Annotated in this window: 25 protein-coding genes; 24 read left to right on the plus strand and 1 reads right to left on the minus strand. The window is 38.8% G+C overall.

What is annotated here, in order from left to right:
- Window positions 1–147: 147 nt before the first annotated feature.
- Window positions 148–1005, minus strand: a complete 858-nt coding sequence (locus QK255_RS01645; protein ID WP_002292520.1) for a LysR family transcriptional regulator — start codon at window positions 1003–1005, stop codon at window positions 148–150.
- A gap of 119 nt (window positions 1006–1124) precedes the next feature.
- Between QK255_RS01645 and QK255_RS01650 the strand changes: the two genes are divergently transcribed.
- From QK255_RS01650 to QK255_RS01765, 24 genes are all read left to right on the plus strand, one after another.
- Window positions 1125–2036, plus strand: a complete 912-nt coding sequence (locus tag QK255_RS01650) for an ACP S-malonyltransferase (protein WP_002292521.1) — start codon at window positions 1125–1127, stop codon at window positions 2034–2036.
- 6 nt (window positions 2037–2042) lie between these two features.
- The gene (gene mdcA, locus QK255_RS01655; RefSeq protein WP_002292522.1) at window positions 2043–3689 is read left to right on the plus strand and encodes a malonate decarboxylase subunit alpha; all 1647 of its coding nucleotides are present in this window, start codon (window positions 2043–2045) and stop codon (window positions 3687–3689) included.
- A 101-nt stretch (window positions 3690–3790) separates the two neighbouring features.
- Window positions 3791–4090 carry a malonate decarboxylase subunit delta gene (locus tag QK255_RS01660; protein ID WP_002292523.1) on the plus strand — a complete coding sequence of 100 codons (300 nt, stop codon included), beginning with the start codon at window positions 3791–3793 and terminating at the stop codon, window positions 4088–4090.
- Complete coding sequence (gene mdcD / locus QK255_RS01665) at window positions 4080–5756, plus strand: biotin-independent malonate decarboxylase subunit beta (RefSeq protein ID WP_002292524.1); 1677 nt, start codon at window positions 4080–4082, stop codon at window positions 5754–5756. Before QK255_RS01660 ends, mdcD begins: the two co-directional genes overlap by 11 nt.
- 3 nt (window positions 5757–5759) lie before the next feature.
- Window positions 5760–6353, plus strand: coding sequence for a malonate decarboxylase holo-ACP synthase (locus QK255_RS01670; protein ID WP_002292526.1), 594 nt, complete (start codon window positions 5760–5762; stop codon window positions 6351–6353).
- A 23-nt stretch (window positions 6354–6376) separates the two neighbouring features.
- Window positions 6377–7462 (plus strand): acyltransferase family protein, encoded by a 1086-nt coding sequence (locus QK255_RS01675; RefSeq protein WP_002292527.1) that lies wholly within the window; start codon window positions 6377–6379, stop codon window positions 7460–7462.
- Window positions 7463–7483: 21 nt separating this feature from the next.
- Window positions 7484–8353 carry a triphosphoribosyl-dephospho-CoA synthase MdcB gene (gene mdcB, locus QK255_RS01680; protein ID WP_002292528.1) on the plus strand — a complete coding sequence of 290 codons (870 nt, stop codon included), beginning with the start codon at window positions 7484–7486 and terminating at the stop codon, window positions 8351–8353.
- A gap of 111 nt (window positions 8354–8464) precedes the next feature.
- Window positions 8465–9229 carry a TIM44-like domain-containing protein gene (locus QK255_RS01685; protein ID WP_002292530.1) on the plus strand — a complete coding sequence of 255 codons (765 nt, stop codon included), beginning with the start codon at window positions 8465–8467 and terminating at the stop codon, window positions 9227–9229.
- Window positions 9190–9540, plus strand: coding sequence for a hypothetical protein (locus QK255_RS01690; RefSeq protein ID WP_147586789.1), 351 nt, complete (start codon window positions 9190–9192; stop codon window positions 9538–9540). Before QK255_RS01685 ends, QK255_RS01690 begins: the two co-directional genes overlap by 40 nt.
- A 176-nt stretch (window positions 9541–9716) precedes the next feature.
- Window positions 9717–11798 carry a BglG family transcription antiterminator gene (locus QK255_RS01695; protein ID WP_002292533.1) on the plus strand — a complete coding sequence of 694 codons (2082 nt, stop codon included), beginning with the start codon at window positions 9717–9719 and terminating at the stop codon, window positions 11796–11798.
- Between the two features lie 35 nt (window positions 11799–11833).
- Window positions 11834–12136: a PTS sugar transporter subunit IIB gene (locus QK255_RS01700; protein ID WP_002292534.1), complete on the plus strand. Its 303-nt coding sequence runs from the start codon at window positions 11834–11836 to the stop codon at window positions 12134–12136.
- A 25-nt stretch (window positions 12137–12161) separates the two neighbouring features.
- Window positions 12162–13442 (plus strand): PTS sugar transporter subunit IIC, encoded by a 1281-nt coding sequence (locus QK255_RS01705; RefSeq protein ID WP_002292535.1) that lies wholly within the window; start codon window positions 12162–12164, stop codon window positions 13440–13442.
- A gap of 18 nt (window positions 13443–13460) precedes the next feature.
- Window positions 13461–13868, plus strand: a complete 408-nt coding sequence (locus QK255_RS01710) for a hypothetical protein (RefSeq protein ID WP_002329646.1) — start codon at window positions 13461–13463, stop codon at window positions 13866–13868.
- Between the two features lie 22 nt (window positions 13869–13890).
- On the plus strand, window positions 13891–14760 hold the full coding sequence (locus tag QK255_RS01715; protein ID WP_002292537.1) for a class II fructose-bisphosphate aldolase: 870 nt from the start codon (window positions 13891–13893) through the stop codon (window positions 14758–14760).
- Between the two features lies 1 nt (window position 14761).
- Window positions 14762–15382, plus strand: coding sequence for a P-loop nucleotide/nucleoside kinase family protein (locus tag QK255_RS01720; RefSeq protein ID WP_002292538.1), 621 nt, complete (start codon window positions 14762–14764; stop codon window positions 15380–15382).
- Between the two features lie 196 nt (window positions 15383–15578).
- The gene (locus QK255_RS01725; protein WP_002292539.1) at window positions 15579–16184 is read left to right on the plus strand and encodes an NUDIX hydrolase; all 606 of its coding nucleotides are present in this window, start codon (window positions 15579–15581) and stop codon (window positions 16182–16184) included.
- Window positions 16185–16319: 135 nt separating this feature from the next.
- The gene (locus QK255_RS01730) at window positions 16320–16772 is read left to right on the plus strand and encodes a MarR family winged helix-turn-helix transcriptional regulator (protein WP_002292540.1); all 453 of its coding nucleotides are present in this window, start codon (window positions 16320–16322) and stop codon (window positions 16770–16772) included.
- Window positions 16773–16808: 36 nt separating this feature from the next.
- On the plus strand, window positions 16809–17306 hold the full coding sequence (locus tag QK255_RS01735) for a GNAT family N-acetyltransferase (protein WP_029743712.1): 498 nt from the start codon (window positions 16809–16811) through the stop codon (window positions 17304–17306).
- A gap of 17 nt (window positions 17307–17323) precedes the next feature.
- Entirely contained in the window at window positions 17324–18034 is a 711-nt protein-coding gene (locus tag QK255_RS01740) for a B3/B4 domain-containing protein (protein WP_002292544.1), read from the plus strand.
- Window positions 18035–18226: 192 nt separating this feature from the next.
- Window positions 18227–18595: a VOC family protein gene (locus tag QK255_RS01745; RefSeq protein WP_002292545.1), complete on the plus strand. Its 369-nt coding sequence runs from the start codon at window positions 18227–18229 to the stop codon at window positions 18593–18595.
- Between the two features lie 19 nt (window positions 18596–18614).
- A complete protein-coding gene (locus tag QK255_RS01750; protein ID WP_002292546.1) occupies window positions 18615–18839 on the plus strand; it encodes a hypothetical protein in 225 nt (74 codons plus the stop codon).
- 243 nt (window positions 18840–19082) lie between these two features.
- On the plus strand, window positions 19083–20396 hold the full coding sequence (locus QK255_RS01755) for an NCS2 family permease (protein WP_002292548.1): 1314 nt from the start codon (window positions 19083–19085) through the stop codon (window positions 20394–20396).
- Between the two features lie 327 nt (window positions 20397–20723).
- Window positions 20724–22361: a glycoside hydrolase family 13 protein gene (locus tag QK255_RS01760; RefSeq protein ID WP_002292550.1), complete on the plus strand. Its 1638-nt coding sequence runs from the start codon at window positions 20724–20726 to the stop codon at window positions 22359–22361.
- Window positions 22362–22508: 147 nt separating this feature from the next.
- Entirely contained in the window at window positions 22509–22943 is a 435-nt protein-coding gene (locus QK255_RS01765) for a MarR family winged helix-turn-helix transcriptional regulator (RefSeq protein ID WP_002292551.1), read from the plus strand.
- Window positions 22944–23026: the final 83 nt, after the last annotated feature.

Consider the following 23026-nt stretch of genomic DNA (forward strand, 5'->3'; position numbering starts at 1 on the left):
TTTATCTTCAAGAATAAGAAGGAATTTACGAAAATTGCTTCTCAAATTTTTGGGAAATTTGAGCTTATTTCTGAAGAAGTTACTTCTGGAACACCGTTTATTCGAAAAAAGAGCTGCGACAAGAATTTTGTCCCAGCTCTTTTCTTTTTATTTTCCTAAATAAAATTCCCGCATCGTTTTTGCAATCATTTTGATCAAAGGATGATCTTCTGTGAAGCTAGAAGATAAATAAATTGTTCGTGTCAAGGGCAAATCTTTGATTTCCCGCAAGACGAAAGGATCATTTTTATCGTAAGACCAAGAAACTTTTGGGAAAAAGCTAACGGCTAAGCCTTGCTTGACAATAGAACGTAATGTCGCAGGATCATCTGTCGTCGAACTGATCGTCAATTCGATACTTTTCGCTTCAAGTGCTGCATCCAGTGTATGACGGAAGGCATTGCTCTTTGACAGCATCAAGATGGGGGTGCGTTGGATATCTTCTAATTGCAGATGTTCTTTTTTCGCAAGAGGATGTTTCTTAGGAATGGCTACATAAACAGGTTCTTTCATGATAGGAATATTGGTCATGCCAGGCTTCATCTCCGAAGTGATGTATAGTACAGGATCGGTAATATCATCTGGTAAATGATGTTGCATGATCGTTAATGGGATATCAGGATGCTTTTCCATAAATATTCGGACCAAGTTCGGAATAGAAACAGAGGCTACCTCTAAATACAAAATGACGGAAGTAACGATCTTCTCATTGACCGAAGACAATAATTTGATTCCTTCTTCTAATGTGTCTAATGTCTTGACTGCATATGGATAGAATTCTTCTGCATAAACAGTTGTCTCAATATTTCTGCCGCTATGGTAAAACAAAGGGACTCCTAATTCGTTTTCCAAATGTTTGATCGCACGGCTCAAGGCAGGTTGAGAAATAAATAATTCTTTGGCTGCTTGGGTGACATTTTTTGTTTCGAACACTTTTTTAAAATACTGTAGATGAAGCAATTTCATAATTATCCATCCCATCCATACCTTTTTGTTATGGTTTTTTCTTTTTTTGGCATTTTTTATTATAGCAGAAATTGACTAAGATAGCAGTGGAAAAAGTAAGTGCTAAGGAGGCGAGGCTCATGAGTACAGGTTTCTTATTTCCTGGGCAAGGCAGTCAGAAGTTAGGGATGTTAGCGGATATCCCTGAAATGTACATGGAACGTTTAGAAAATGTGACGGGGTATCGGTTAGTTGATAAAGAAGAAAACTATCAAGATACGGTTTTTATCCAGCTAGCATTACTGACAAAAGCAGTATTTTATTTAGATGAAATGGAAAAAAACGGTATTCAGCCTGATATTGCAGCAGGACATTCGATCGGTGCTTTTTGTGCAGCTGTTGCTTGTCGATCTTTGACATTTGAGAATGCAGCGGAACTAGTCTATCACCGCGCAGTCTTAATGAAAGAAGCTTATCCAAGCGGTTATGCAATGGGCGTAGTAGTAGGTGTGACGAGAAGCGAAGCAGAGGAAATTGTAGCAAAAACATTTGATCCTGACCACCCAGTCTATCTGTCAAATGAAAATTGTCCGATGCAACATACGTTATCTGGGAGTATCGAAGGTTTATCCGTTACGTTGGCAGAAGCCAAACGGCACCAAGCGCAAACAGCGAAGCTGCTGAAAGTTCCTGTGCCATCTCACTGTCTCTTGATGAATGATACGGTCAAGAAATTCAAGCCGTATATGCAGTCTGTCCATCTATCTGATGCTAGATGTTTGTATATAAAAAATACGGATGGAAGAGCCACTCAGGACGCAGAAGAGATTCGTAAAGATTTGTTGGAAAACCTAGCTTTCCCTGTGCAATGGAACCAAATGATGGACTTGGCAAAAGAATTAGGAATGGATCTGACGATTGAATTTCCCCCCGGCAATACTTTGACAAAGCTGATTCATACAAAATTTGGTGTAGATAAAGGGATCCGTACGATCAATCTAGACCAACATGGTATTGATGACGCCACGTTTCTATATCAAAAATGGAGATGACTAATTATGGAAAAACCAAACCGCAACTGGGCTTCTAAACGCGAAAAAAAAGCGCAGCGATTGGAAAAAATCAGCAACTTGCTCAATGGCAAGTATGTAGAAACTGAAAAAATCGTAGAAGTAATGGAAAAACTGATTGCTCCCGGCGATAAAGTTGTATTAGAAGGCGACAATCAAAAACAAGCAAGTTTTCTTTCAGAAAGTCTTGAAAAAGTAGATGCAGAAAAAGTGAATGATCTGCATTTGATTATGTCTAGTATCTCACGACCAGAACATTTGAATATTTTTGAAAAAGGAATCGCAAGCAAGATCGATTTTTCTTATGCTGGTGCACAAAGCTTGCGTGTCGCCCAAATGATTGAAGACGGCACAATGAAATTAGGTGATATCCATACTTATTTGGAACTTTATGGACGCTTATTCATCGATTTGATTCCAAATGTTGTTTTAGTAGCTGCAGATAAAGCAGATAAAGACGGCAACTTGTACACAGGTTTCAATACGGAAGAAACACCAACAATCATCGAAGCTGCAGCTTTCAAAGATGGTATCGTGATCGTTCAAGTCAACGAAGTTGTCGATTCTTTACCACGTGTAGATATCCCTGGTGACTGGGTAGACGTTGTCGTGAAAGCAGATCAACCTTATCAATTAGAAGCTTTATTCACACGAGATCCTCAAAACATCACAGAATTGCAAATCTTAATGGCAATGATGGCAATCAAAGGAATCTACGCAGAACACGGCGTACAATCTTTGAATCACGGTATTGGATTCAATACAGCAGCTATCGAATTGTTACTGCCAACTTATGGCGAATCACTAGGGTTGAAAGGGAAAATCGCGAAGAACTGGGTATTGAACCCACATCCAACGATGATTCCAGCCATCGAATCAGGTTGGGTTGAAAGCATCCATAGTTTTGGTGGCGAAGTTGGTATGGAAAAATATATTGCTGCTCGCCCCGATGTCTTTTTTGTCGGTAAAGACGGCACGATGCGCAGTAACCGAACATTATCACAAGCTGCAGGACAATATGCCATCGATATGTTTATCGGTTCAACCTTGCAATTAGATTACGAAGGAAACTCTTCTACCGTAACAAAAGGACGTTTATCTGGTTTTGGCGGTGCGCCTAACATGGGACATAATCCTGGCGGTCGTCGTCATTCTACACCAGCATGGCAATCACTTCGCGACAATGATGATCCATTAGGGAAAGGCCAAAAATTAGTTGTTCAAATGGTTGAAACATATGGTTCAAATAAAAAACCAGTCTTTGTCGAAGAATTAGATGCACTAGCTGTTCAAAAACAAGCAGGCTTAGCCAATGCACCAGTGATGATCTATAGCGAGGATACCACACATATCGTGACAGAAGAAGGAATTGCTTATTTGTACAAAGCAAAAACAAAAGAAGAACGACAAGCAGCAATTGCAGCCATCGGCGGTGTCACACCTCTTGGGATGACAAGTACTAAAGAATCACTAGACCGTTTGCGTGCAGCCGGCATCGTGAAATTACCAGAAGATCTAGGCATCAAACGTAGTGAAGCGAAACGTTCATTATTAGCTGCACAAACCATCGATGATTTGATCGAATGGTCAGATGGCCTGTATGAACCACCAATGAAATTCAGAACTTGGTCATAAAATTGGCGAGGAAAACCTTTTGTCGCCATTTACCCAGATGGAAGAAGAAAGACGAATAAGCAGAACGTGTATGCTCTGTTTTACAAAAAGGGGAGAGATCCATGGAACAATTAGCTTATAAATATCCAACGAAACAGCCGATCAATAAGAAAATCCATGTAGGAGTGGTCGGTTCAGGTGATTTGGAAATCTTGATGTTTCCGACAGAAAAAAAAGAATCTACTGTAAAAATCTGTACAGGAAGCGATGGCTTCGGAGAAGTATGGAACAACGTATTAACGAGATTTTTTGATCGTTATCCAATTTCAGCAGATATCGTGATCAATGACTTCGGTGCTACACCAGGAGTTGTGTACCTACGATTGACGCAAGCAATGGAGGAACTTTCAGATGAAAAATAGTTTTGTAGAATTAAACGCCAGAGAACGAGTGAACGCTCTACTTGACAATGGACGTGAATTGATTGATCCATTCGATCAAATCATCGCGCCAAGTTTGCCAGCACAAGGAATCGTCCCTGAAAGTGATGACGGGATCGTTGTCAGCCGTGGCACGATCAATGGCAAACAAGCAGTAGTAATCGCTATGGAAGGAAAATTCCAAGGTGGCGGTATCGGTGAAGTTTCCGGTGCAAAAATCGTTGCTGCACTCGAACATGTATTAGAAGAAAACAAAAAAGGAAATGAAATCTTTCCAGTCATCGTACTAGATACAGGCGGTGTTCGTCTGCAAGAAGCGAACTACGGACTGTTATCTATTTCAGAAATCGGAAATGCAATCATTGCTCTAAAACAATATGTACCAGTCATCGGTTTGATTCCAGGACGTGTAGGATCATTTGGCGGTATGTCGATTACTTCAGCATTGATGAGTTATTTAATCGCAACAAAAAAAGCGAGAGTCGGTTTGAATGGACCAGAAGTTATTGAACAAGAAGCAGGTGTTCGAGAATTTGATTCTAGTGACAAAGACTTGATTTGGAATACATTAGGATCTCGTCAACGGGTAGAATCAAAAATCATTGATGAATTAGTGACTGATAGTGTAGAAGCAATCAAAGCTGCTGTCATCGCAGCAATGGACGAACGAAAAGACACGCATCGCAGTGAAAGCTCAGCATTTTATTTATCATTACTTGATTCTTTGGATCTTTCAAAACCAATGAGCATTGACGATTACAATGAAGCGATTGCTAACCATCAAGCAAAATCAATGGACTTACCAGAAGTAGCAGAAGGAAATGAACCAGCTGCAGAAAGTGTTGGTTACGATTGGTTTGCGGCACTAACTGGCATGAAAAATCCAACTTCTTCTATCAGTACTGTGTATTATGGTAAATCAAGTAAATTCATAGAAGAAGCCATCGTGACCTCGATCGTACCTGATCCTAAAAATCCGATGTACCGTGTACGAAACGGTGAAGTTGGTTTAGTTGAAGGTTTCCGCATGGGACAAATTTTGGATCACGTTTACGAAGAAGATAAAGATAAAAAAGTGAAACGGCCAATCGTCGTTGTGATCGATGTACCAAGCCAAGCATACGGCTATAACGAAGAATTGATCGGTATTCATGTGGCTTTGGCTAATAGTGCTGCTGCTTATGCAAAACTCCGTCAAGCTGGACATCCAGTTATTGGATTGATTGCAGGAAATGCTATTTCAGGTGCATTTTTAGCGCATGGATTACAATCAAGCCGCTTGATTGCTTTAAACAATAAAGAAATCACTGTCCAAGCGATGTCTAAAGAAAGTGCTGCACGTGTGACAAAACGTTCGGTTGCTGAAATCGAAGCAGCTGCTGAAAAAGTTCCAGCTATCGCTTACGATATTAATAATTATACAAAACTAGGAGCGATCTATCATTTCCTAGAAGATATCACCGACCAAGCTGCTTCAGAACAAAATGTCAACAATGTCATCGAAGCAATTAATGAAGCCATTCAAGATGTCCGCAATACAAATGACACGATGCTGACAAATCGATACACGAACGAAACAGCCAAAACATTCGGACGTGTCGAAACAAATAAAGTCCGTGCCAAAATGGACGAAGAATGGGATGCATAAAAAATGATTCAAGCACATGATATTGTTCTTTTTGATAAACATGAAATAGAAAGGTTCCCCTTGCCTGAATGGGTCGTTCTCACTGAAAAGATGTTCGGAACAGTCCGTCGTGCGTTGACAGATCACGCCGAAATACTACCGATTGGATTACGTGGCCCTGCCCGTAATCAGAGATGGGCAACAGAAATCTCAAAACATGCTGTCAAACAAGTCATTCATCCGTGGGACATCATCGAACAAGAATCGTATAGACAAGAGAAAATCATGGATTATCCTGTTTATCAGCAATTTCATGCTGCTAGAAACATATTATCAGGATGCAAGTGGGGAATCGGCGGCAGCTTAGGATTTGAATTATCAACTGGGATTCCGGCAGTAAAAGAAACCAGTGATTTTGATTTGCTGCTGTACGCAGATTCTCCGATTGAATTGCCAATTCAGGCAATTCGATCGCATCCTGCTTTTTTTGAGCAATTCGATACCCAAGTAGTGACTCGGCAAGGCGGATTTTCACTAAAAGAGTATTTGAGAGAGCCAGAGAAAAAAATTCTATTGAAAACAGTCGAAGGACCTAAATTAACCAAAGAACTTTGGTAATAAAGAAAAAGAGAGAGAAAGAGATGTTTGAAAACAAAAAAATCAAAATCAACGTAAGTGACTTCCAGAAAGTATCAGCTGTAACGGCTGTTATGATGCAAACGATATTGAGCTTTGCTTTGGCAAACAGCCACAGCGCAACAAATACAGCTTTTCTTGGTACCTTTTACGTCATCGTTAAATACACAGCACCAATGTTTATTTTTGCAATTGTCTATAATATGGTAAAAACAAGTCAGCATTTGTCTTATTGGGAATTTTTGAAAGAAAAGTTTTTTGAACTAGTCGTTCCGTATCTTCTATGGACGACGGCTTATCTTTGGCTATTTCCAGCAGTCCAACAACAAACTCCGTATACGGATACTGCAAGCTTTTTACTGAAATATGTCACAGGTGATGGAGCGCCTCATTTATGGTATACCGTGATGATGCTGCAGATTCAATTGTTCATGCCGTTTTTTGTTTGGCTCGGTTACAAAGTATTTGCTAATAAAAAATATGTATGGCCAGTATTGATTGGTTCAACGATTTTATATGTTGCATGGTATCTGTTCTATCAAACACAAGTATTGACTGGTCCTTATCATGACGGCTGGTACTTGTTAGATCGGTTTGTTGCTAGTTTCATGATTTACGGGATTTATGGGGTAGCCGCATTTGTTTATCACGAAAAAGTCTATCAATATTTGGACAGAGTACGTTATCTTTTTTTACCTGTTGCCTTAGTTATCGCGTTCTTTTCTGTCCGTTCATTGCTCGCACACCCAGGAGACTTGAGCTTTGCGAATGCGCCTTACTTGAATACGATCCAAAGTTTGTACAGCTTAGTCATCATCTTTGCTGTCTTCATGGGCGCTTCAAAAATGATTGTAAATGATTCGCCAAAATTACCATTGTTCAAATGGTTGTCTGTTTATGCTTACCGTACGTATTTAGCCAATGTATTTGTTTTCCAAGTACTGTTGTTATTGTTTAAAGATAGTTGGCTGCAGTTACCTTCAGGAGTCATGATTCTTGTAGCTTATCTAATGACGTCAAGTTGTGCATTTGCTTTAAGCTGGTTGCTTCACATCATTTGGGCAGCCATCAAAAAAGGGTTCAACAAGTAATAGAAAGAAGGAGTGAGTGTCATGATAAATGACGAACGAAAAAAAGCAGTGACTCAGCAACTCGCTGCGTTGGTAGAGGAAGCATTGCTCGCAGAAGTAACATTAAGCCCAAAACCTGGATTAGTGGATGCACTGGATGCGGGTGCACATTCCGATATGGACTATGCTTTATTTCTTAAGTCTGCGAAGACGCTGACTCCTTTTTTTGAAGAAATGGCTCAAATAGCATGGCAACATGCTATCGATCAGGAGTTAAGAGAAAAGATTGCTGAGATTGGACGGAAAGCGGAAAAAGCGATGTTGATTGCTACAGATGGCATCAATACCCATAAAGGAGTGATTTGGGCAATGGGGCTATTGACCAGTGTGACTGCACAAAAAATCAGTATGGAACAGCCTTTTTCTTTAACGGAAATACTCGGTGATGTCAGCAAGCTTGCTGCTTTTCCTGATACAAAATATCGTCATAAAAAAACCACTCATGGGTATACGGTGAAGCAAAAATACGGCGTAAATGGTGCATATGAAGAAGCAGTGTTGGGTTATCCGCATATCAGGCTTGCAATCCAAGCTGCTAAGGAGCTAGATAATGATTCTGATGTACAGAAACAAATGCATATGTTGTTAGTTTTGATGAGTTCCTTAGATGACACCTGCGTATTGCATCGCAGTGATCAGAAAACGTTAGTGGAAATGCAAAAACTTGCTCATGCTGCTAGTCAAAGTGCTTTACCAAATCGTCCATTTATAGCACTGTTGCACTTTTGTCAGGAAAACCAAATCTCTCCTGGAGGAAGCGCAGATCTTTTGTCTGCCAGCTTGTTCATGCTGAAGATAGAGGAAATATGGGCTGCCAACACATATGTCTGTCCGCTGTTACTCAATGAGTAAATTAAGACAAAACTGCTAAAAAAACAGTTTATGCATCTGGTTATTGACTCTTCTTTTCGGCAAGGCTATGATAAAAATAGTTTTTTGTAATAAAAGATAACGAGGAAGACAATGAAAAAAATCAATTATTTAGCAATCATTTTGTTAGTGGGGTTATGTTTGTTTGCTTTGCCGACCCAAGGATTCGCTGTCGCAGGTGGTCATGGCGGCGGAACATCTAGCGGTCGAAGTTCGGGCAGAAGTTCATTTGGCGGTCGTTCATATGGGGGCAGTTATTTTGGCAGTCGTTCTTACGGCAGAGATTCTTATGGGTATTATGGTCCAAGTACAGGTCCTTCTAGTTATGAGCAAACGGGATTTCTTGCATTAGCTGTTTTGTCAGTAGGAGGGGTTTCCGCTTTTTCTATTGTCAAGAATAAAAGACAAAAGAAAAGGCTGAAAGCGGAGATATTGTCCCGCATGTCAGGAACGGCTAAAGAAAAGAAAGCACAGTTTCTGGAAATCCAAAAGATATTCATGAAGATCCAATCCGCTTGGGAAGAAGAAACTCCTGAAAAAGCCAGAAGCTGTTATACAGACAAGCTGTTTGCCGAACATCAGAAAGTTCTGCAAAAAAACAAAGCAGACGGTGTAAGAAATCATACTAAAAAAGTAACTATTCAGGAAGTAGGAAATTATCGACAGATCCACGAGAATAGTTTTGCCATCCGAATTGATTTCAGATGCTGTGATTATTTAGTTGATCGAAAAGATGGACGCTTGATCTCAGGAAGTACGACGCAACGACAGTATTTCTCTCAGATATGGTATTTTGATTTTTCTGAGAAAGAAAAAAGATGGCAGGCCGATTTTATTCAGCCGATTATGCTGGATTGACAGGAAATATTTATGAATGGAGCTGTGACAAAAATTTTGTCGCAGCTCCTTTTTCGAATAAACGGTGTTCCAGAGATAGCCTATCGGCAATAAGGCACGATTTTGTAAAATATGGGAAGCTATTTTTCAAAATCGCTTCTTATCGCTCAAGGCTGAACCTCTCTGTCACAACCTCTCCACTAAATGGTGTTCAAAAGCTTACATTTACGGTAATAAGCTCAACCAAACGAAAAATAGGAAGCACTATTTTTGTTTGGCTGTTCTTCTTACTTGATGCAGGACAGCTTTTTCATGACCTCTTTTTTGTATAGATGGGCAAAATTTTTGTAATAATAGGCGTATGTCTTTTTCATTGAGAAGTTGAAAAAGCATACGGCTTATTTTTTGTTTGCTAGGCTTACTTTCTTTCCACTTCAAGTGGCAGAAATATCTACTTTTTATTATGTAAGCGGAACCATATACTTGGAATCAGAAGGAGATCATTTCTATGAAAACAAGAACAATTGAAATACTTCACAGAATCATGACAGCCCAATATCCAGTAAAAGCGGAACGTCTAGCAGCTGAATTCAATGTCAGTCAGCGGACGATCCTTCAGGAAGTTCTTGAAGCGAATATCTGGTTGAGTAGTAAAAAGCTTCCGGAAATCAGAACAATTCGCAACAAAGGTTTTTCGTTGAAACTGGAGAATGACAAGCAAGTTCGATTAGAAACTGAAATAAAAGAGGTGAAAGACGGCTTTTTGAATCGGCGGGAACGTATTTTTGATTTAGTTTTAGCCATTGCTTACAGCCGAAACCCGATCCATCTAAACAAAAAAGAAGAAGAATTTCAAATCTCTAAAAGTACGTTAGATGAAGATATGAGACGATTACGAGCAACACTGGTCAGTTACGGAATCGAGATCGTCAGTTATGGAAAGCAGGGACTGGTTTATAAAGGTTCAGAACGATCTATCCGTACGATGATCTATGATTTTATCAATCAGAATCTGGGGATGACCGACTTCTTTATGAATCAAGATGCGCAACTAACACCGGCTCAAAAAATCTTTTTCCATTATTTTCCTTTGGTGGAAATCAAAAAAATAGAGGAGATCTATTCCAATAAGTTGTTAAAACAAGAGGATGATATTTATAAAAAGCAAATTCTGCTTTTTACATTGATCTGGATCCAGCGAATCAGGAAACATGAATTCATCTCCGCCATTAATTGGAAAAATACAGAAATAAAAGACAGCAGCTTCTCTGCATTTATCGACTACATGATTACGGAATTTCAATTGAACAATGTCCCACAAGTAGAAAGAAATTATCTTCGTTTCACTATCGAGACGTTCAATGCTAGAGATATCTCCAATTCGATTGAGTGGGTACAAGCTCAACTACTAACGATCCAATTGATCCAATTTGTAGAGAACGAGACACACATACCTTTTCATCTAAAAGAAGAAGCTTTATTCGAAAATCTCTATAAACACATGGCTGCACTGATCATAAGAATCAAGCATGCTATTCAAGTCATGAATCCATTGAAAGAAAACATCCGAACAAATTATTTTCCAATCCACCGCGCAGTCACTCATTTTGTTCCTACGATCGAAGAAGTAATCGGCGGCAAGATACTGGAGGACGAGATAGCTTTTCTTGTCATCCACTTTTCGACGATTGCCAGTGTGATCAAGCGAGACCTGAATTATGTTTATCAATCAGTTGTTGTCTGTAATCACGGCATGGCTACCGGGAATCTGTTAGCAGAAAATCTGAAAGAAAAATTTCCTCAAATCGAGATTACTGCAGTTTTAAGTTCAAAAGAAATCGAATTAGTGGATAAACTGGATGTCGATCTGATTTTCAGCACCTTTCAATTGAATTATCGCAATAAGCCGCTTTTAGTTATCGATCCAATTTTAACTGAGACGAATATTTTAGTTATAGAAGACTTTTTGAAAAGAAATGAAGAACTGCAGCGGTTAAAACCTAACAGTCATGAATCAACGCAGTTATTCACTCAAATAATCGGTGTCATGGAAGAAAGTGGTGGCCGAGTAGATCGCATCATCTATGGCAAGTTGGAAAAATTATTTGAAATAAACAATCTAGAAATCAACAAAAGGGAGATCCAGCCTATGTTAAAAGATATTTTGACGGACAGCAATATCATGATCAAAGAAAAAGCCGCTACTTGGGAGGAATCGATTGAACGAGCTGCTAAACCATTGGTCAAAGAAAACATTGTTGAAGAACGCTATGTCGAAGCGATGATTCGCGCAGTGAATGAATACGGGCCATATATCGTGATCGGCAAACACATGGCGCTAGCCCATGCTCGACCAGAAGATGGGGTCAATAAGTTAGGAGTCAGCGTAGCTACGATTGAGCAACCAATCGATTTCGGTAATCCTGAAATGGATCCAGTAAAGATTATTTTTTGTTTAGCGGCAGTAGATTCCTACTCGCATCTGAACATCATGAAAGAACTGATCGAACTGATCAACAATGAAGAGAAGTTGGATCGATTGATCGAGTGCACAAATGTTGAAGATTTCAAACAACTGCTTTTTCAGTAGTTGAAAAATAATAAATGATACGGGAGAGAACAAAGATGAACAAATTGAACATTTTATTCGTATGCGGCGCAGGTTTAGGAAGCAGTTTTGCAGCACAGATGTCTGCTGAGGATGTTTTGAACAAATTAGGAGTAGAAGCCAAACTGGACCATTGTGATATTTCTTCTGCAGTGTCCATGAAACCAGATGTGATCATCACAGCAGAAAATTTTCGCTCGCAGTTCGAAAAATTCTCAGTCGATCCTAAAACAGCGATGATCTATTTGAAAAATATTGTCTCGAAAAATGAAATTGAAGAAAAAATCACCCCAGTTCTACAAGATAAGGGAGTTATCTAAATAAAAAAGAAAAGAGGATAAAAACATGGGCGTTATCAATTTTATCATCGAAAATATTTTGACTCAGGCATCGATCACCATTGCATTGATTGCTATGTTGGGTCTACTGCTGCAGAAGAAATCAGCAGGACAAGTCATTTCTGGCACGTTAAAGACACTCCTAGGATTCCAAGTGTTGAGTGCCGGTTCGAGTATCATCGTTGGAAGTTTAACTTATTTCGGAAAAATTTTTACTGAAGGATTTCATATGCAAGGAATCATCCCTTCTATTGAGTCTATCAATGGTCAAGCAATGAATGATTTAGGTTTAGGTAGAGATATTGCACTGACGTTCTTAGCGATTTTTGTATTCAATATTATTTTGGCTCGTTTCACAAAATGGAAGTACATTTTTCTAACTGGTCAAGCCATTTTATGGATGGCGACGGTCTTTGGTTATTTCGCCGGTCTGCGAGGGATCGTATTGATCTTAGTCGGTGGTTTTATCGGAGCTTGTTTCGCCATTGCTATGCCAGCAGTAGCGCAACCAATTATACGTAAGATTACAGGATCGAATGATATTGCTTTAGGGCATTTTTGTACGATTGGATACTTATTTGAAGCTGGTGTGTCTAAGCTTTTTGGTGAGAAAGGTGAAAATAAAAAATCGATTGAAGATATCAAATTGCCCACGCATTTCGAGTTTCTGCAAGATACTTATTTGTCTGTCATGGTCGTGATGGTCCCACTATATATCATCACTGTTTTGTTTGCCGGTGAACCATTCGCTTCTGAATTATCAGGAGATCAAAACTATATCATGTTTGCCTTTTTGCAAGCCATCCAATTCGTAGTAGGTGTGTATGTATTGCTAGCTGGTGTACTTCTACTGTTAGGTGAAATCGTGCCGGCATTTCGAGGGATAGCTATGAAATTAGTTCCTGATGCGATTCCTGCCTTAGATTGTCCAGTTTTCTTTCCCTATAGCCCAAATGCTGTTATTTTAGGTTTCATTACGACAACAATCGGTACGATTATTGCCATGTTCACTTTGCCGATGTTCGGCTTAGCGATGATTTTACCAGGTATGCTAACGAATTTCTTTGCCGGAGGAACAGCGGGGATATTTGGTAACGCAGTTGGCGGACGTCGAGGAGCGATCATTGGCGGTATTGCTCATGGCTTTTTTATCACACTATTGCCTGCTTTGCTAGTAACGATCTTTAATTCGATGGGGTTCATCAATGCTACAGCAACCGATGTAGATACAGTAGCCGCCGCACTCTTATATGCCTGGATCTTAAGCCCAATTTTGAAAGCATTTTAATTGAAAGTAGGGAAAATGATGTTCGGATTTTTTAAGAAAAAAGAAAATGAACCAAAAAAAAGATCGATAAAAGAGGAAAAAATCCTCTCGCCAGAAGCGACCGAAAAGATTCAATCAGAGATTACACAATTAAACCAAGAGATTTCAACGACCCAAGAGAAGCCCAAATTAGCGGAACTTTACGAACAAGTTGGACTTAAATTTTCTGAATTGTATGAGAACGATCAAGCCATCCAATATTTAGAAAAGAGCTTGGAAAATAAACAGACGATCGGAGAGGGGTATAAAAAACTGATGAGCCTCTATAACCAGAAGCGTGCAGATGCTGCTCGTGCGGGTGATGATCAAGGAATCGATTACTACATGGGCAAAATGGATGAGATGCGACAAATTGCAAAACAAGTAACGATCAAAGGAAACAAATAAAAAGATAAGGTGGCAATAAAAGATGTATACAACATTGAAAGAAGTAACAAAAACAGCAGAAGAATTGAATTTTACAGTTGGAGCTTTTAATACGCATAACCTAGAAATGCTTCCTGCCATGCTAGGCGCAGCAAAAGAAATGGGTTCGCCGATCATTATTCAAACAAGTGTCGACACCGCAAAATATATCGGTATGCATGTGTTAGTCAATGTAATGACAGCTATTGCAGAAGAAGAAATGGTTGATGCAGTCTTACACTTAGACCACGCCCGAGACTTTGATGATATCAAAGAAGCAATCGATAGCGGATATACTTCTGTCATGTATGACGGGTCCCATCTGCCTTTCAAAGAAAATATCTTGAAGACGAAAGCAGTGGTAGAATATGCCCATGCACACGGTGTTTCCGTAGAAGGAGAACTTGGAACGATCGGCGGTACAGAAGAAGGAATCCATGTCGCTGAAAATGACAAAGTATATACAAGACCGGAAGACGCAGTGAAATTTGTAGAAGTTACAGGTGTGGATGCATTAGCTATTGCTATCGGTACGAATCATGGACAATTCAAATCAAAAACAGAAGTGAACATTCCCTTGCTGAAAGAAATCGATGCAGTAGTCGATGTCCCCCTCGTTATCCATGGCGGAACAGGTGTGAAAGAAGAAGATTATCCCGAATTGATCAATAACGGGATCCGCAAATTCAATGTTGGAACGGAGCTTTTAGTCAACTGGACAAAAGTGACTAAAGGAACCTTTAGTGAAACAGAAATCAACAAGTCTCTTCGCCATAATGTGATTCCAGCAAATGAAGCAGTAAAAGAAATTGTCAAGCATAAGATTGGACTGTTTATGAACTTGGAAAGTCCAATTAACTTAGGAAACAAATGAGATGAAAAAGTATTTCATTCTTCTAGCTGGTAGTCCTGGTACAGGAAAAACATATCTTATGAATAAACTACGGGAACGATTTCCAGATATGTATGCCATCACGCTCGATGAAATCAAGGAATATTATGCAGAATCCATCGGTTTTAACAACTTGGAAGAACGGGCGAAACAAGAAAGGACGAAAGTTTATCCTTTCTATTACAAAGCACTTGATCTGTATATGGAAGCAGGAAAGAAAGTGATTGTGTCAGAGTATCCTTTTAGTGATAAGCAAAAAAATCGACTCCAAGAATTAGCAGAAAGATACGGATATCAGGTAATGACGATTCGCCTAACAGCAGACTTTGAAGTGTTATGGCAACGTCGGTACAAACGTGATCGTGAACCAGATCGTCATTTGAGCTATATCATGGATCATTATCACTATGGCGACATATTGGAAGATCGATCGAAAGGGACGAATCATATTACGAAAGAAGCATTCAAAAAAATCATCACTGACCGAAAATATGACGAATTTCAGTTAGGAACACTATATGAATTTGATGTAACAGACTATACTCAAGTGGATTACACTCCACTATTGGATAAATTAGAAAAAGAAATCAATGACAATAAGTAACGAAGAAATGGTTTGATAGTGACAGATAATAAAAAAGACATTTGGTCCCCAGAGGAGCCAAATGTCTTTTTGTTCTAAAATATTTTTTCATATTCTTTTATTTATTGCCGATTTCCTTGTGTTTATTTGCCGTAATTAGGTCAGTCTTCTATACTTGATTACATAGTCATACATTTACTGAAAAGAAGGGAAGAGAATGAATAACAAGTTGGCTCAATACAAAAGACTGCTCGCACTTTCTCAAGCTGGTCTGTATTATGGAAAAGATGTATTCGATAAAGAACGATTTGAAGAGATTCGGACGATCTCATTGGAATTGATCAGTGAAATAGGAAAAGAAACTTTCGAAGAAATAAAAGCACTTACAGTTATTGAAGAAGGTCATCCCACACCAAAAGTCGATGTTCGTGCCTATATCAGAAAGGACGGCAAGATCCTACTAATCGAAGATAAACGGACGAGAGAATGGTCACTGCCAGGCGGATTTGCCGAAATAGGTTTGTCCCCTGAAGAAAACGTGCGGAAAGAAGTCTATGAAGAAACGGGTTTAACAGTAGAATCTACTCAGCTGCAAGCGGTTTTTGATACGAATAAACAAAAAGATATTCCGCAGCTTTTTCAGTATTATAAGCTTGTTTTTGCTTGTACGATCCACGACGAAGATGCAAAATTTATTGAGAACAATGAAACTTCCGACATGGGATTTTTTAGTATAGAAGAGCTGCCAAAGCTATCAGAAAAACGAACAACAAAGAAGCAGTTGCTTATTTTAGAAAACAAAAATCAGCTCTATTGCGATTGAGTTTTTTCGTAAAAGAAGAAAGCTGTTTACTCTGCGAGTTCTCTAAAAAATAACTCGTTCTTTTATTAAAAAATAGTTGCATTTGCAACAAAAAGAGGTAAACTAGTCTTACAAACAAAATAAAGGTGGGGTGAAATGGCTGAAATTCTTCGAGACATTGGAATGATTGCCCGAGCGTTGGATTCTATCAGCAATATCGAATTCAAAGAAGTTGATTTAACAAGAGGGCAGTATCTTTATTTAGTACGTATTTGCGAAAATCCAGGAATCATCCAAGAAAAACTAGCAGAAATGATCAAAGTAGATCGTACAACGACTGCACGAGCAATCAAGAAATTAGAATCCAATGGGATGATCGAACGTTTGGAAGATAAAGAAAATAAAAAAATCAAGAAACTTTATCCGACTAAAAAAGGAGCAGAAATCTATCCTTTCATCATCCGAGAAAACAACTACTCTAATGCAGTCGCATTAAATGGTCTGTCTGACGAGGAAGCAAAACAATTGGAATATCTTTTAAAGAAAGTATGCAAGAATGTTAGCGAAGATTGGAATTTTGTCAAAAAAGGTAATAAAAGGATCTATTGAAAGGAAGAAGCCGTGAATAAATACGAAATTCGAAAAATGACGCCTTTAGATGTAGACTTACTACAACAAATCAGTATCGAAACATTTACAGATACATTTGGAAAAGATAATTCGCCGGAGCATCTAGCTGCTTACTTGAGACAAGCTTATGCGCCAGAAAAACTTACAGAAGAGCTAAAAGAGAAAGAAACCGATTTTTTACTAGTAAGTATCGACCAAGAGCCTGCGGGTTACCTGAAACTAAATATAGGAACGAGTCAATCTGAGGAAATGGATAATCATTTTTTAGAGATCGAGCGAATCTATGTACGAAAAAAATTTAAACATCAAGGTATCGGTACATTTTTACTAGATACAGCTATTGAAAAAGCAAAAGAAAAGCAAAAAAAAGCTATTTGGCTCGGTGTGTGGGAACATAACGATGCTGCGCTTGCTTTCTATCGCAAAAGAGGATTTACCAAGTACAGTGAACATGTTTTTTATATGGGAGATGATCCCCAAACAGACTATCTATTCATCAAACAATTATTCTAATCAAGAGGTGTGAACATATGAAAAAAGTAATAGTGGATGCCGATTTCTGGGAAGTATTTCCTGAAGCAACCATCGAAATCTTATCCGTGAGTGGTATCGATAATCACGTAACAGAAGAAAATGAAGAAATGTATCATCAATTATTGAATAGCGCGGCAAAAGAAGCAAGAAATTACCTTACGGAAGAAACATTCAGCCAAAACGGAGTCATTGCTCAGTGGCGTCAGGCTTTTACCACATTCAAGACTAAAAAAGGTGCACGTTCTTCTATTGAAGCTTTACTGAAACGTGCAAATCAAGAACGGGAATTTTTCCCAATCAATCCGCTTGTAGATATTTATAATAGTATTTCCTTGTCTTTTGGCGTACCTTGTGGCGGAGAAGATATCGAAAAGATTTCAGGAAATCTGCATCTAGGAAAAGCCCAAGGTGGCGAATCATTCCTGCCTTTAGGTGCAGATTCCGATGCTCCGGCACTTCCGGAAGAAATCATCTACTATGATGAACAAGGAGCAATCTGTCGCTGTCTCAACTGGCGTGAAGCCCAAAGAACGATGCTGACGGAAGAAACGCAAGCAACGGTGCTGGTCATTGAATCTATCAATGCTGAACAAGCGGCACGCGGCGCACAGGCAATCGAAGCGTTGAAGGAAAAAATCGATCAAACCTTTGGCGTGTCCAGTGTCAGACACACACTAACCAAAGATGAATCAGAAGCAGAATTATAAAAAAAATCGAAAAAAGAAGAGCGGCATTCATTGCCGTTCTTTTTTTGTGAAAAAATTAATGGAGTACATCAAGTCTAGAAACTATTGCTTTATTTTTTTGAATAGGATCAAACACAAGGTGTTCGCGCTTTCGTGATATAATGGAATCAGTTTATAGAGGAAAGAAAATCAACTAGAAAGAAGGGTCAAACGATGATACAAAAAACACGTGTGATGCTTTATGTCAATGATGTAGAGATGATTTGCCGATTCTTTGTAGAAAAAATTGGTGCAGAAATGTCAGAAACGATCGAATTGCCAGAAGAATTTAAGAGTATTGTACTGAGTATCTCAAAAGAATTAGAATTAGGTGTATTTCCAAAAGTATTTGTGCAGAAGTTTTCACCAGAAGTATTGGGACCGCCACCTTCTTTAGTCTTTTTTACGAATGAATTTGAAACTATTTATGAGAACATGGACGAACCTGGAGAAATCACAGACAACAATGGCGTCTTGACTTTCAATTTTTCGGACCCTGAAGGCAATTATTTTGTTATAGGAAAAGCTGAGTCGTCTGGTTGAATAAAAAGGAGGAAAAACAGTGGATCTAATGGGAAGGCTAGAAGGTTATTTGAAGTATCGGCGAGCAAAACATAGTGAGAAGCTTCGAGCAAGGAATCTCAAATCAGGGAAAAAGAAGACAAAAGGCTGGGGAAAAATGGTCGATACAGGTTTTGGCGGACTAAATAACCTAAATCCTATCGATACAAAAGAATTCATCAAAGAAGAGCAGAAACGAAATGGTAAAGTCAAATCACACTATTGATTTTGATACTAGAATGAAGAAACTTTTTTAACACAATAAAGAAATTCTTTTGATCCAAAGTGAATGTTCATGGACTTTGAGATAAAGGGATTTGATCAGATGGAACGTTCGGATTTTGCTTGAAATCCGAATTTTTTGTTTACTTATGTTTTGTTTTAGTATATGATAAAACACGTTGTTTTATTAATCAATCGAAATTTTAACGGACTTTATTTATAATGTTCGGATTTAGGGGGATGGAAGATGAAGGAAAAAATACTTTCCTACTTCGAAATAGAAAAATTGAACACCACGGTAAAACGTGAGGTACTGGCAGGATTTACGACATTTATTTCAATGGCCTATATCTTATTTGTAAATCCAACTGTATTAGGCGCTTCTGGAATGGATGAAGGAGCGGTGTTCACTGCGACTGCATTAGCCAGTGCGATCGGCTGTATTTTGATGGGGGTATTAGCCCGTTATCCAATTGGAACGGCACCTGCTCTTGGGATCAATGCTTTCTTTGCTTATTCTGTTTGTTTAGGGATGGGGATCCCATGGGAAACAGCATTGTCCGGCGTATTCGTTGCTTCTTTGATCTTTATTTTGATTACAATCTTCAAACTGCGGGAAATGATCATTGATGCGATCCCAGCAGATTTGAAATATGCGATTTCTGGTGGTATCGGTCTATTTATTGCTTTCCTTGGTCTGAGCGAAGGTGGCATCATCGTTTCGAATGAATCTACATTAGTAGGATTAGGATCACTCAACGTTGGTTCTACTTGGTTGACGATTTTTGGATTAGTCGTCACGGCTATCTTGCTTGTTCGACGTGTACCAGGTGGCATTTTCATCGGGATGGCAGCTACAACGATTTTAGGTCTGGTCACAGGTTTGATTCCAATGCCTTCTGAAATTGTTGCTGCAGCACCAAGTTTGAAACCAACATTTTTAGTTGCGTTAAAACATGTAGGGGACATCAATTCTCTTCAAATGTGGGTCGTAGTACTAACATTCTTGCTTGTGACTTTCTTTGATACAGCAGGAACTTTAGTTGGATTAGCAAATCAAGCAGGCTTTATGAAAGACAACAAGATGCCTCGTGTAGGGAAAGCTTTAGCTTCTGATTCAACAGCTATGCTTGCGGGCTCCTTATTAGGTACTTCTCCTGTTGGTGCATTCGTAGAATCATCAGCTGGGATTGCTGTTGGAGGACGCTCAGGAATCACAGCTATTACTACAGGGATTTTCTTCTTGTTAGGTTTGTTCTTTTCTCCATTACTGTCAGTTGTTACTTCACAAGTAACTGCACCAGCATTGATCATGGTAGGTGTTTTGATGGCTCAATCATTACGTCAAATCGAATGGGGAAAATTAGAAATCGCGATCCCTTCATTCTTAATCTTGATTGGCATGCCTTTAACTTATAGTATTTCAGATGGGATTGCATTAGGTTTTATTTTCTATCCAATTACGATGTTAGCGGCTAAAAGAGGAAAAGAAGTATCTCCAATCATGTATGGTCTGTTCTTTGTATTCGTGGGATTCATGTGGATATTGAATGTGAAATAAAGAGGTTGTGAAATCAGCGTTCTGGCCTGAGTATTAGAGAAAAAAACGAAAAAATAGTTCCTCATATTTTACCGTTTTTGGAGCTAATACCGAGGGACAGCTGAGTGAACACCGTTTATAAAGAGATTGTGAAATCAGCGTTCTTCCCTGCATCAATCAATCCTTTCAAAAAACAGTTGAGGAAATTTCCTCAGCTGTTTTTTTGTGTTATTCTGTTACCGATAACAAGGTGCAATGACTATTTGAAAGCGTTACAATTTTTGGTAGAAGAAACTAAACTAGATGATTAAGCGAAAAATAGAAACATCCATTTATAGGAGGGAAATCATGGAACGAAAATGGTGGCACCATTCAGTTGTTTATCAAATCTATCCAAGAAGTTTTCAAGATTCAAATCAAGATGGGATTGGAGACTTGCAAGGGATTATTTCCAGATTGTATTATCTGGCATATTTGGGCATTGATGTGATTTGGCTTTCGCCGGTGTACGAGTCTCCAAATGATGACAATGGCTATGATATCAGCGATTATCAAGCAATCATGGCAGAATTCGGTACGATGGAAGAAATGGAGGAACTGATTGAAGAAGCAAAGAAAAGAAACATCCGTATCGTTATGGATCTGGTGGTGAATCATACTTCTGATGAACACCCGTGGTTCATTGAGGCGCGCAAAAACAAAGAAAATCCTTATCGTGACTACTATATTTGGCGTGATCCAGTCAATGGAGAGGAGCCTAATGGGTTGCGCTCGATATTCAGTGGACCTGCTTGGCAGTTGGAGGAGCAAACAGGGCAATATTTTCTGCACTTGTATAGCAAGCGTCAACCTGATTTGAATTGGAAAAACAAACAGGTTCGCCAAGCGATTTATCAAATGATGAATTTCTGGATCGACAAAGGTATTGGCGGCTTTCGTATGGACGTGATCGATATGATTGGCAAAGAACCGGATAAAGAAATCACAAGTAATGGACCTAAACTGCATGAGTATCTTCAGGAAATGAATCAAGCAACTTTTGGCGACAAAAATCTGATGACCGTTGGCGAAACATGGGGAGCAACTACCGAGATTGCTAAACTTTATTCCAATCCTAAAAGAAATGAATTATCCATGATCTTCCAATTCGAACACATAGGATTAGATCAGCAAGAAGGCAAAGACAAATGGGATTTAAAACCTTTGAGTATCTCTGAACTGAAAAAAGTATTATCGAAATGGCAAACTTCTTTGGGTGATGAAGGATGGAATAGTTTATTTTGGAATAATCATGATCTTCCGCGAATTGTTTCTCGTTGGGGAAATGACGATGTGTATCGAAAAGAAAGTGCCAAGATGTTTGCTATCTTGCTTCATATGATGAAAGGCACTCCTTATATTTATCAAGGAGAAGAATTAGGCATGACGAATTGCCCAATTGATGATATCTCGGAAGCAAAAGATATTGAGACAATCAATATGTATAACGAAAGGATTTCTTCTGGATTTACAAAAGAGGAAATCTTGGAATCAATCAATGCGAAAGGAAGAGACAATGCTAGGACGCCTATGCAATGGAACGCCCGTGAACATGCTGGGTTTACTACTGGAATTCCATGGCTTCGAGTCAACCCAAATTATAAAGAAATCAATGCAGAAGAAGCGTTAGCAGATCAAGATTCTGTTTTTTATATGTACAAGAAATTGATCGATTTGCGTAGAAAACATGACATCATCGTCTGGGGAGACTATGAATTAGTAGAAGAGACGCCAGAGCATGTCTTTGCCTATTCTCGCATATATGAAGATCAGCGATGGCTCGTTGTTTGCAATATGTCCAGTGAAAAACAGGTGTTCACTGTTCCACGTGAAGCTTTAAGGATTATTGTGTCAAATTATCCTCTGAAACAGTTACCAGACGGCAAAGTTGAGTTACGACCATATGAAGCATTTGTGGTGGAAGTAAATAAAGAAAAGCTTATTTGATTGAAACGTATTACCGAGAGGTTGTGACACATTTTTTGTCACAACTTCTTTTTCTCAAAACTAAACAGAGGAGGCGGTCATTACTCCGTGTTTTTTGACAAAAAATAAAAATCATACTATGATATGTACGCCAATGGAGGGGATGAAATGGAAAAGCCAATTGAAAAAGCGTTGGATGAATGTCTTTTCTTTAGCGTGAAAAAGCTAGATCGCCTATTGAATAAATTAGCGGATGAAGCGTTTAGAAAAACAGGTCTGGCACCAACTTATGGATTTATTTTATTGATATTAAAAGAAAAAGATGGTATACCGCAAAAAGATATTGCACAAATGCTCTATTCTGCGCCTTCAACAATCGCTCGTTTTGTTGAAAAATTAGAATATAAAGGATACGTCAAAACAGTTAGCGAAGGGCGCTTATCATTAGTTTATCTTACAGAACAAGGACGCCAAATTACTAAGGAAGTCGATGGTAGCTGGGAAGAACTCCATCAGTCGTACAAAGCAGTCTTGGGAAATGAAGCAAGTAAAGAATTAGCCGAGATAATGAATGAAGCAACAGATAAGTTACAAAAAAAATAAAAATTTTTTTAAGCAAATTAGTTGCATGTACAACTAACCGAGTGGTTTAATGATAGATGATTCTCGATAGGTTAATCAGAGTG

Origin of the sequence: Enterococcus sp. ZQ21 (genome assembly GCF_030053755.1) — a bacterium.
Lineage (GTDB): Bacteria > Bacillota > Bacilli > Lactobacillales > Enterococcaceae > Enterococcus_B > Enterococcus_B lactis.

Excerpts from the sequence above, each read along its gene's own strand:
- mdcA (WP_002292522.1), top strand. The coding sequence starts at position 2,043 with ATGGAAAAACCAAACCGCAACTGGGCTTCTAAACGCGAAAAAAAAGCG.
- QK255_RS01685 (WP_002292530.1), top strand. The coding sequence starts at position 8,465 with ATGAAAAAAATCAATTATTTAGCAATCATTTTGTTAGTGGGGTTATGT.
- QK255_RS01700 (WP_002292534.1), top strand. The coding sequence starts at position 11,834 with ATGAACAAATTGAACATTTTATTCGTATGCGGCGCAGGTTTAGGAAGC.
- QK255_RS01720 (WP_002292538.1), top strand. The coding sequence starts at position 14,762 with ATGAAAAAGTATTTCATTCTTCTAGCTGGTAGTCCTGGTACAGGAAAA.
- QK255_RS01725 (WP_002292539.1), top strand. The coding sequence starts at position 15,579 with ATGAATAACAAGTTGGCTCAATACAAAAGACTGCTCGCACTTTCTCAA.
- QK255_RS01650 (WP_002292521.1), top strand. The coding sequence starts at position 1,125 with ATGAGTACAGGTTTCTTATTTCCTGGGCAAGGCAGTCAGAAGTTAGGG.
- QK255_RS01760 (WP_002292550.1), top strand. The coding sequence starts at position 20,724 with ATGGAACGAAAATGGTGGCACCATTCAGTTGTTTATCAAATCTATCCA.
- QK255_RS01695 (WP_002292533.1), top strand. The coding sequence starts at position 9,717 with ATGAAAACAAGAACAATTGAAATACTTCACAGAATCATGACAGCCCAA.
- QK255_RS01715 (WP_002292537.1), top strand. The coding sequence starts at position 13,891 with ATGTATACAACATTGAAAGAAGTAACAAAAACAGCAGAAGAATTGAAT.
- mdcB (WP_002292528.1), top strand. The coding sequence starts at position 7,484 with ATGATAAATGACGAACGAAAAAAAGCAGTGACTCAGCAACTCGCTGCG.
- QK255_RS01765 (WP_002292551.1), top strand. The coding sequence starts at position 22,509 with ATGGAAAAGCCAATTGAAAAAGCGTTGGATGAATGTCTTTTCTTTAGC.
- QK255_RS01690 (WP_147586789.1), top strand. The coding sequence starts at position 9,190 with ATGGCAGGCCGATTTTATTCAGCCGATTATGCTGGATTGACAGGAAAT.
- QK255_RS01705 (WP_002292535.1), top strand. The coding sequence starts at position 12,162 with ATGGGCGTTATCAATTTTATCATCGAAAATATTTTGACTCAGGCATCG.
- QK255_RS01730 (WP_002292540.1), top strand. The coding sequence starts at position 16,320 with ATGGCTGAAATTCTTCGAGACATTGGAATGATTGCCCGAGCGTTGGAT.
- QK255_RS01675 (WP_002292527.1), top strand. The coding sequence starts at position 6,377 with ATGTTTGAAAACAAAAAAATCAAAATCAACGTAAGTGACTTCCAGAAA.
- QK255_RS01740 (WP_002292544.1), top strand. The coding sequence starts at position 17,324 with ATGAAAAAAGTAATAGTGGATGCCGATTTCTGGGAAGTATTTCCTGAA.
- QK255_RS01645 (WP_002292520.1), bottom strand. The coding sequence starts at position 1,005 with ATGAAATTGCTTCATCTACAGTATTTTAAAAAAGTGTTCGAAACAAAA.
- QK255_RS01710 (WP_002329646.1), top strand. The coding sequence starts at position 13,461 with ATGTTCGGATTTTTTAAGAAAAAAGAAAATGAACCAAAAAAAAGATCG.
- mdcD (WP_002292524.1), top strand. The coding sequence starts at position 4,080 with ATGAAAAATAGTTTTGTAGAATTAAACGCCAGAGAACGAGTGAACGCT.
- QK255_RS01735 (WP_029743712.1), top strand. The coding sequence starts at position 16,809 with ATGACGCCTTTAGATGTAGACTTACTACAACAAATCAGTATCGAAACA.
- QK255_RS01755 (WP_002292548.1), top strand. The coding sequence starts at position 19,083 with ATGAAGGAAAAAATACTTTCCTACTTCGAAATAGAAAAATTGAACACC.
- QK255_RS01745 (WP_002292545.1), top strand. The coding sequence starts at position 18,227 with ATGATACAAAAAACACGTGTGATGCTTTATGTCAATGATGTAGAGATG.
- QK255_RS01660 (WP_002292523.1), top strand. The coding sequence starts at position 3,791 with ATGGAACAATTAGCTTATAAATATCCAACGAAACAGCCGATCAATAAG.
- QK255_RS01670 (WP_002292526.1), top strand. The coding sequence starts at position 5,760 with ATGATTCAAGCACATGATATTGTTCTTTTTGATAAACATGAAATAGAA.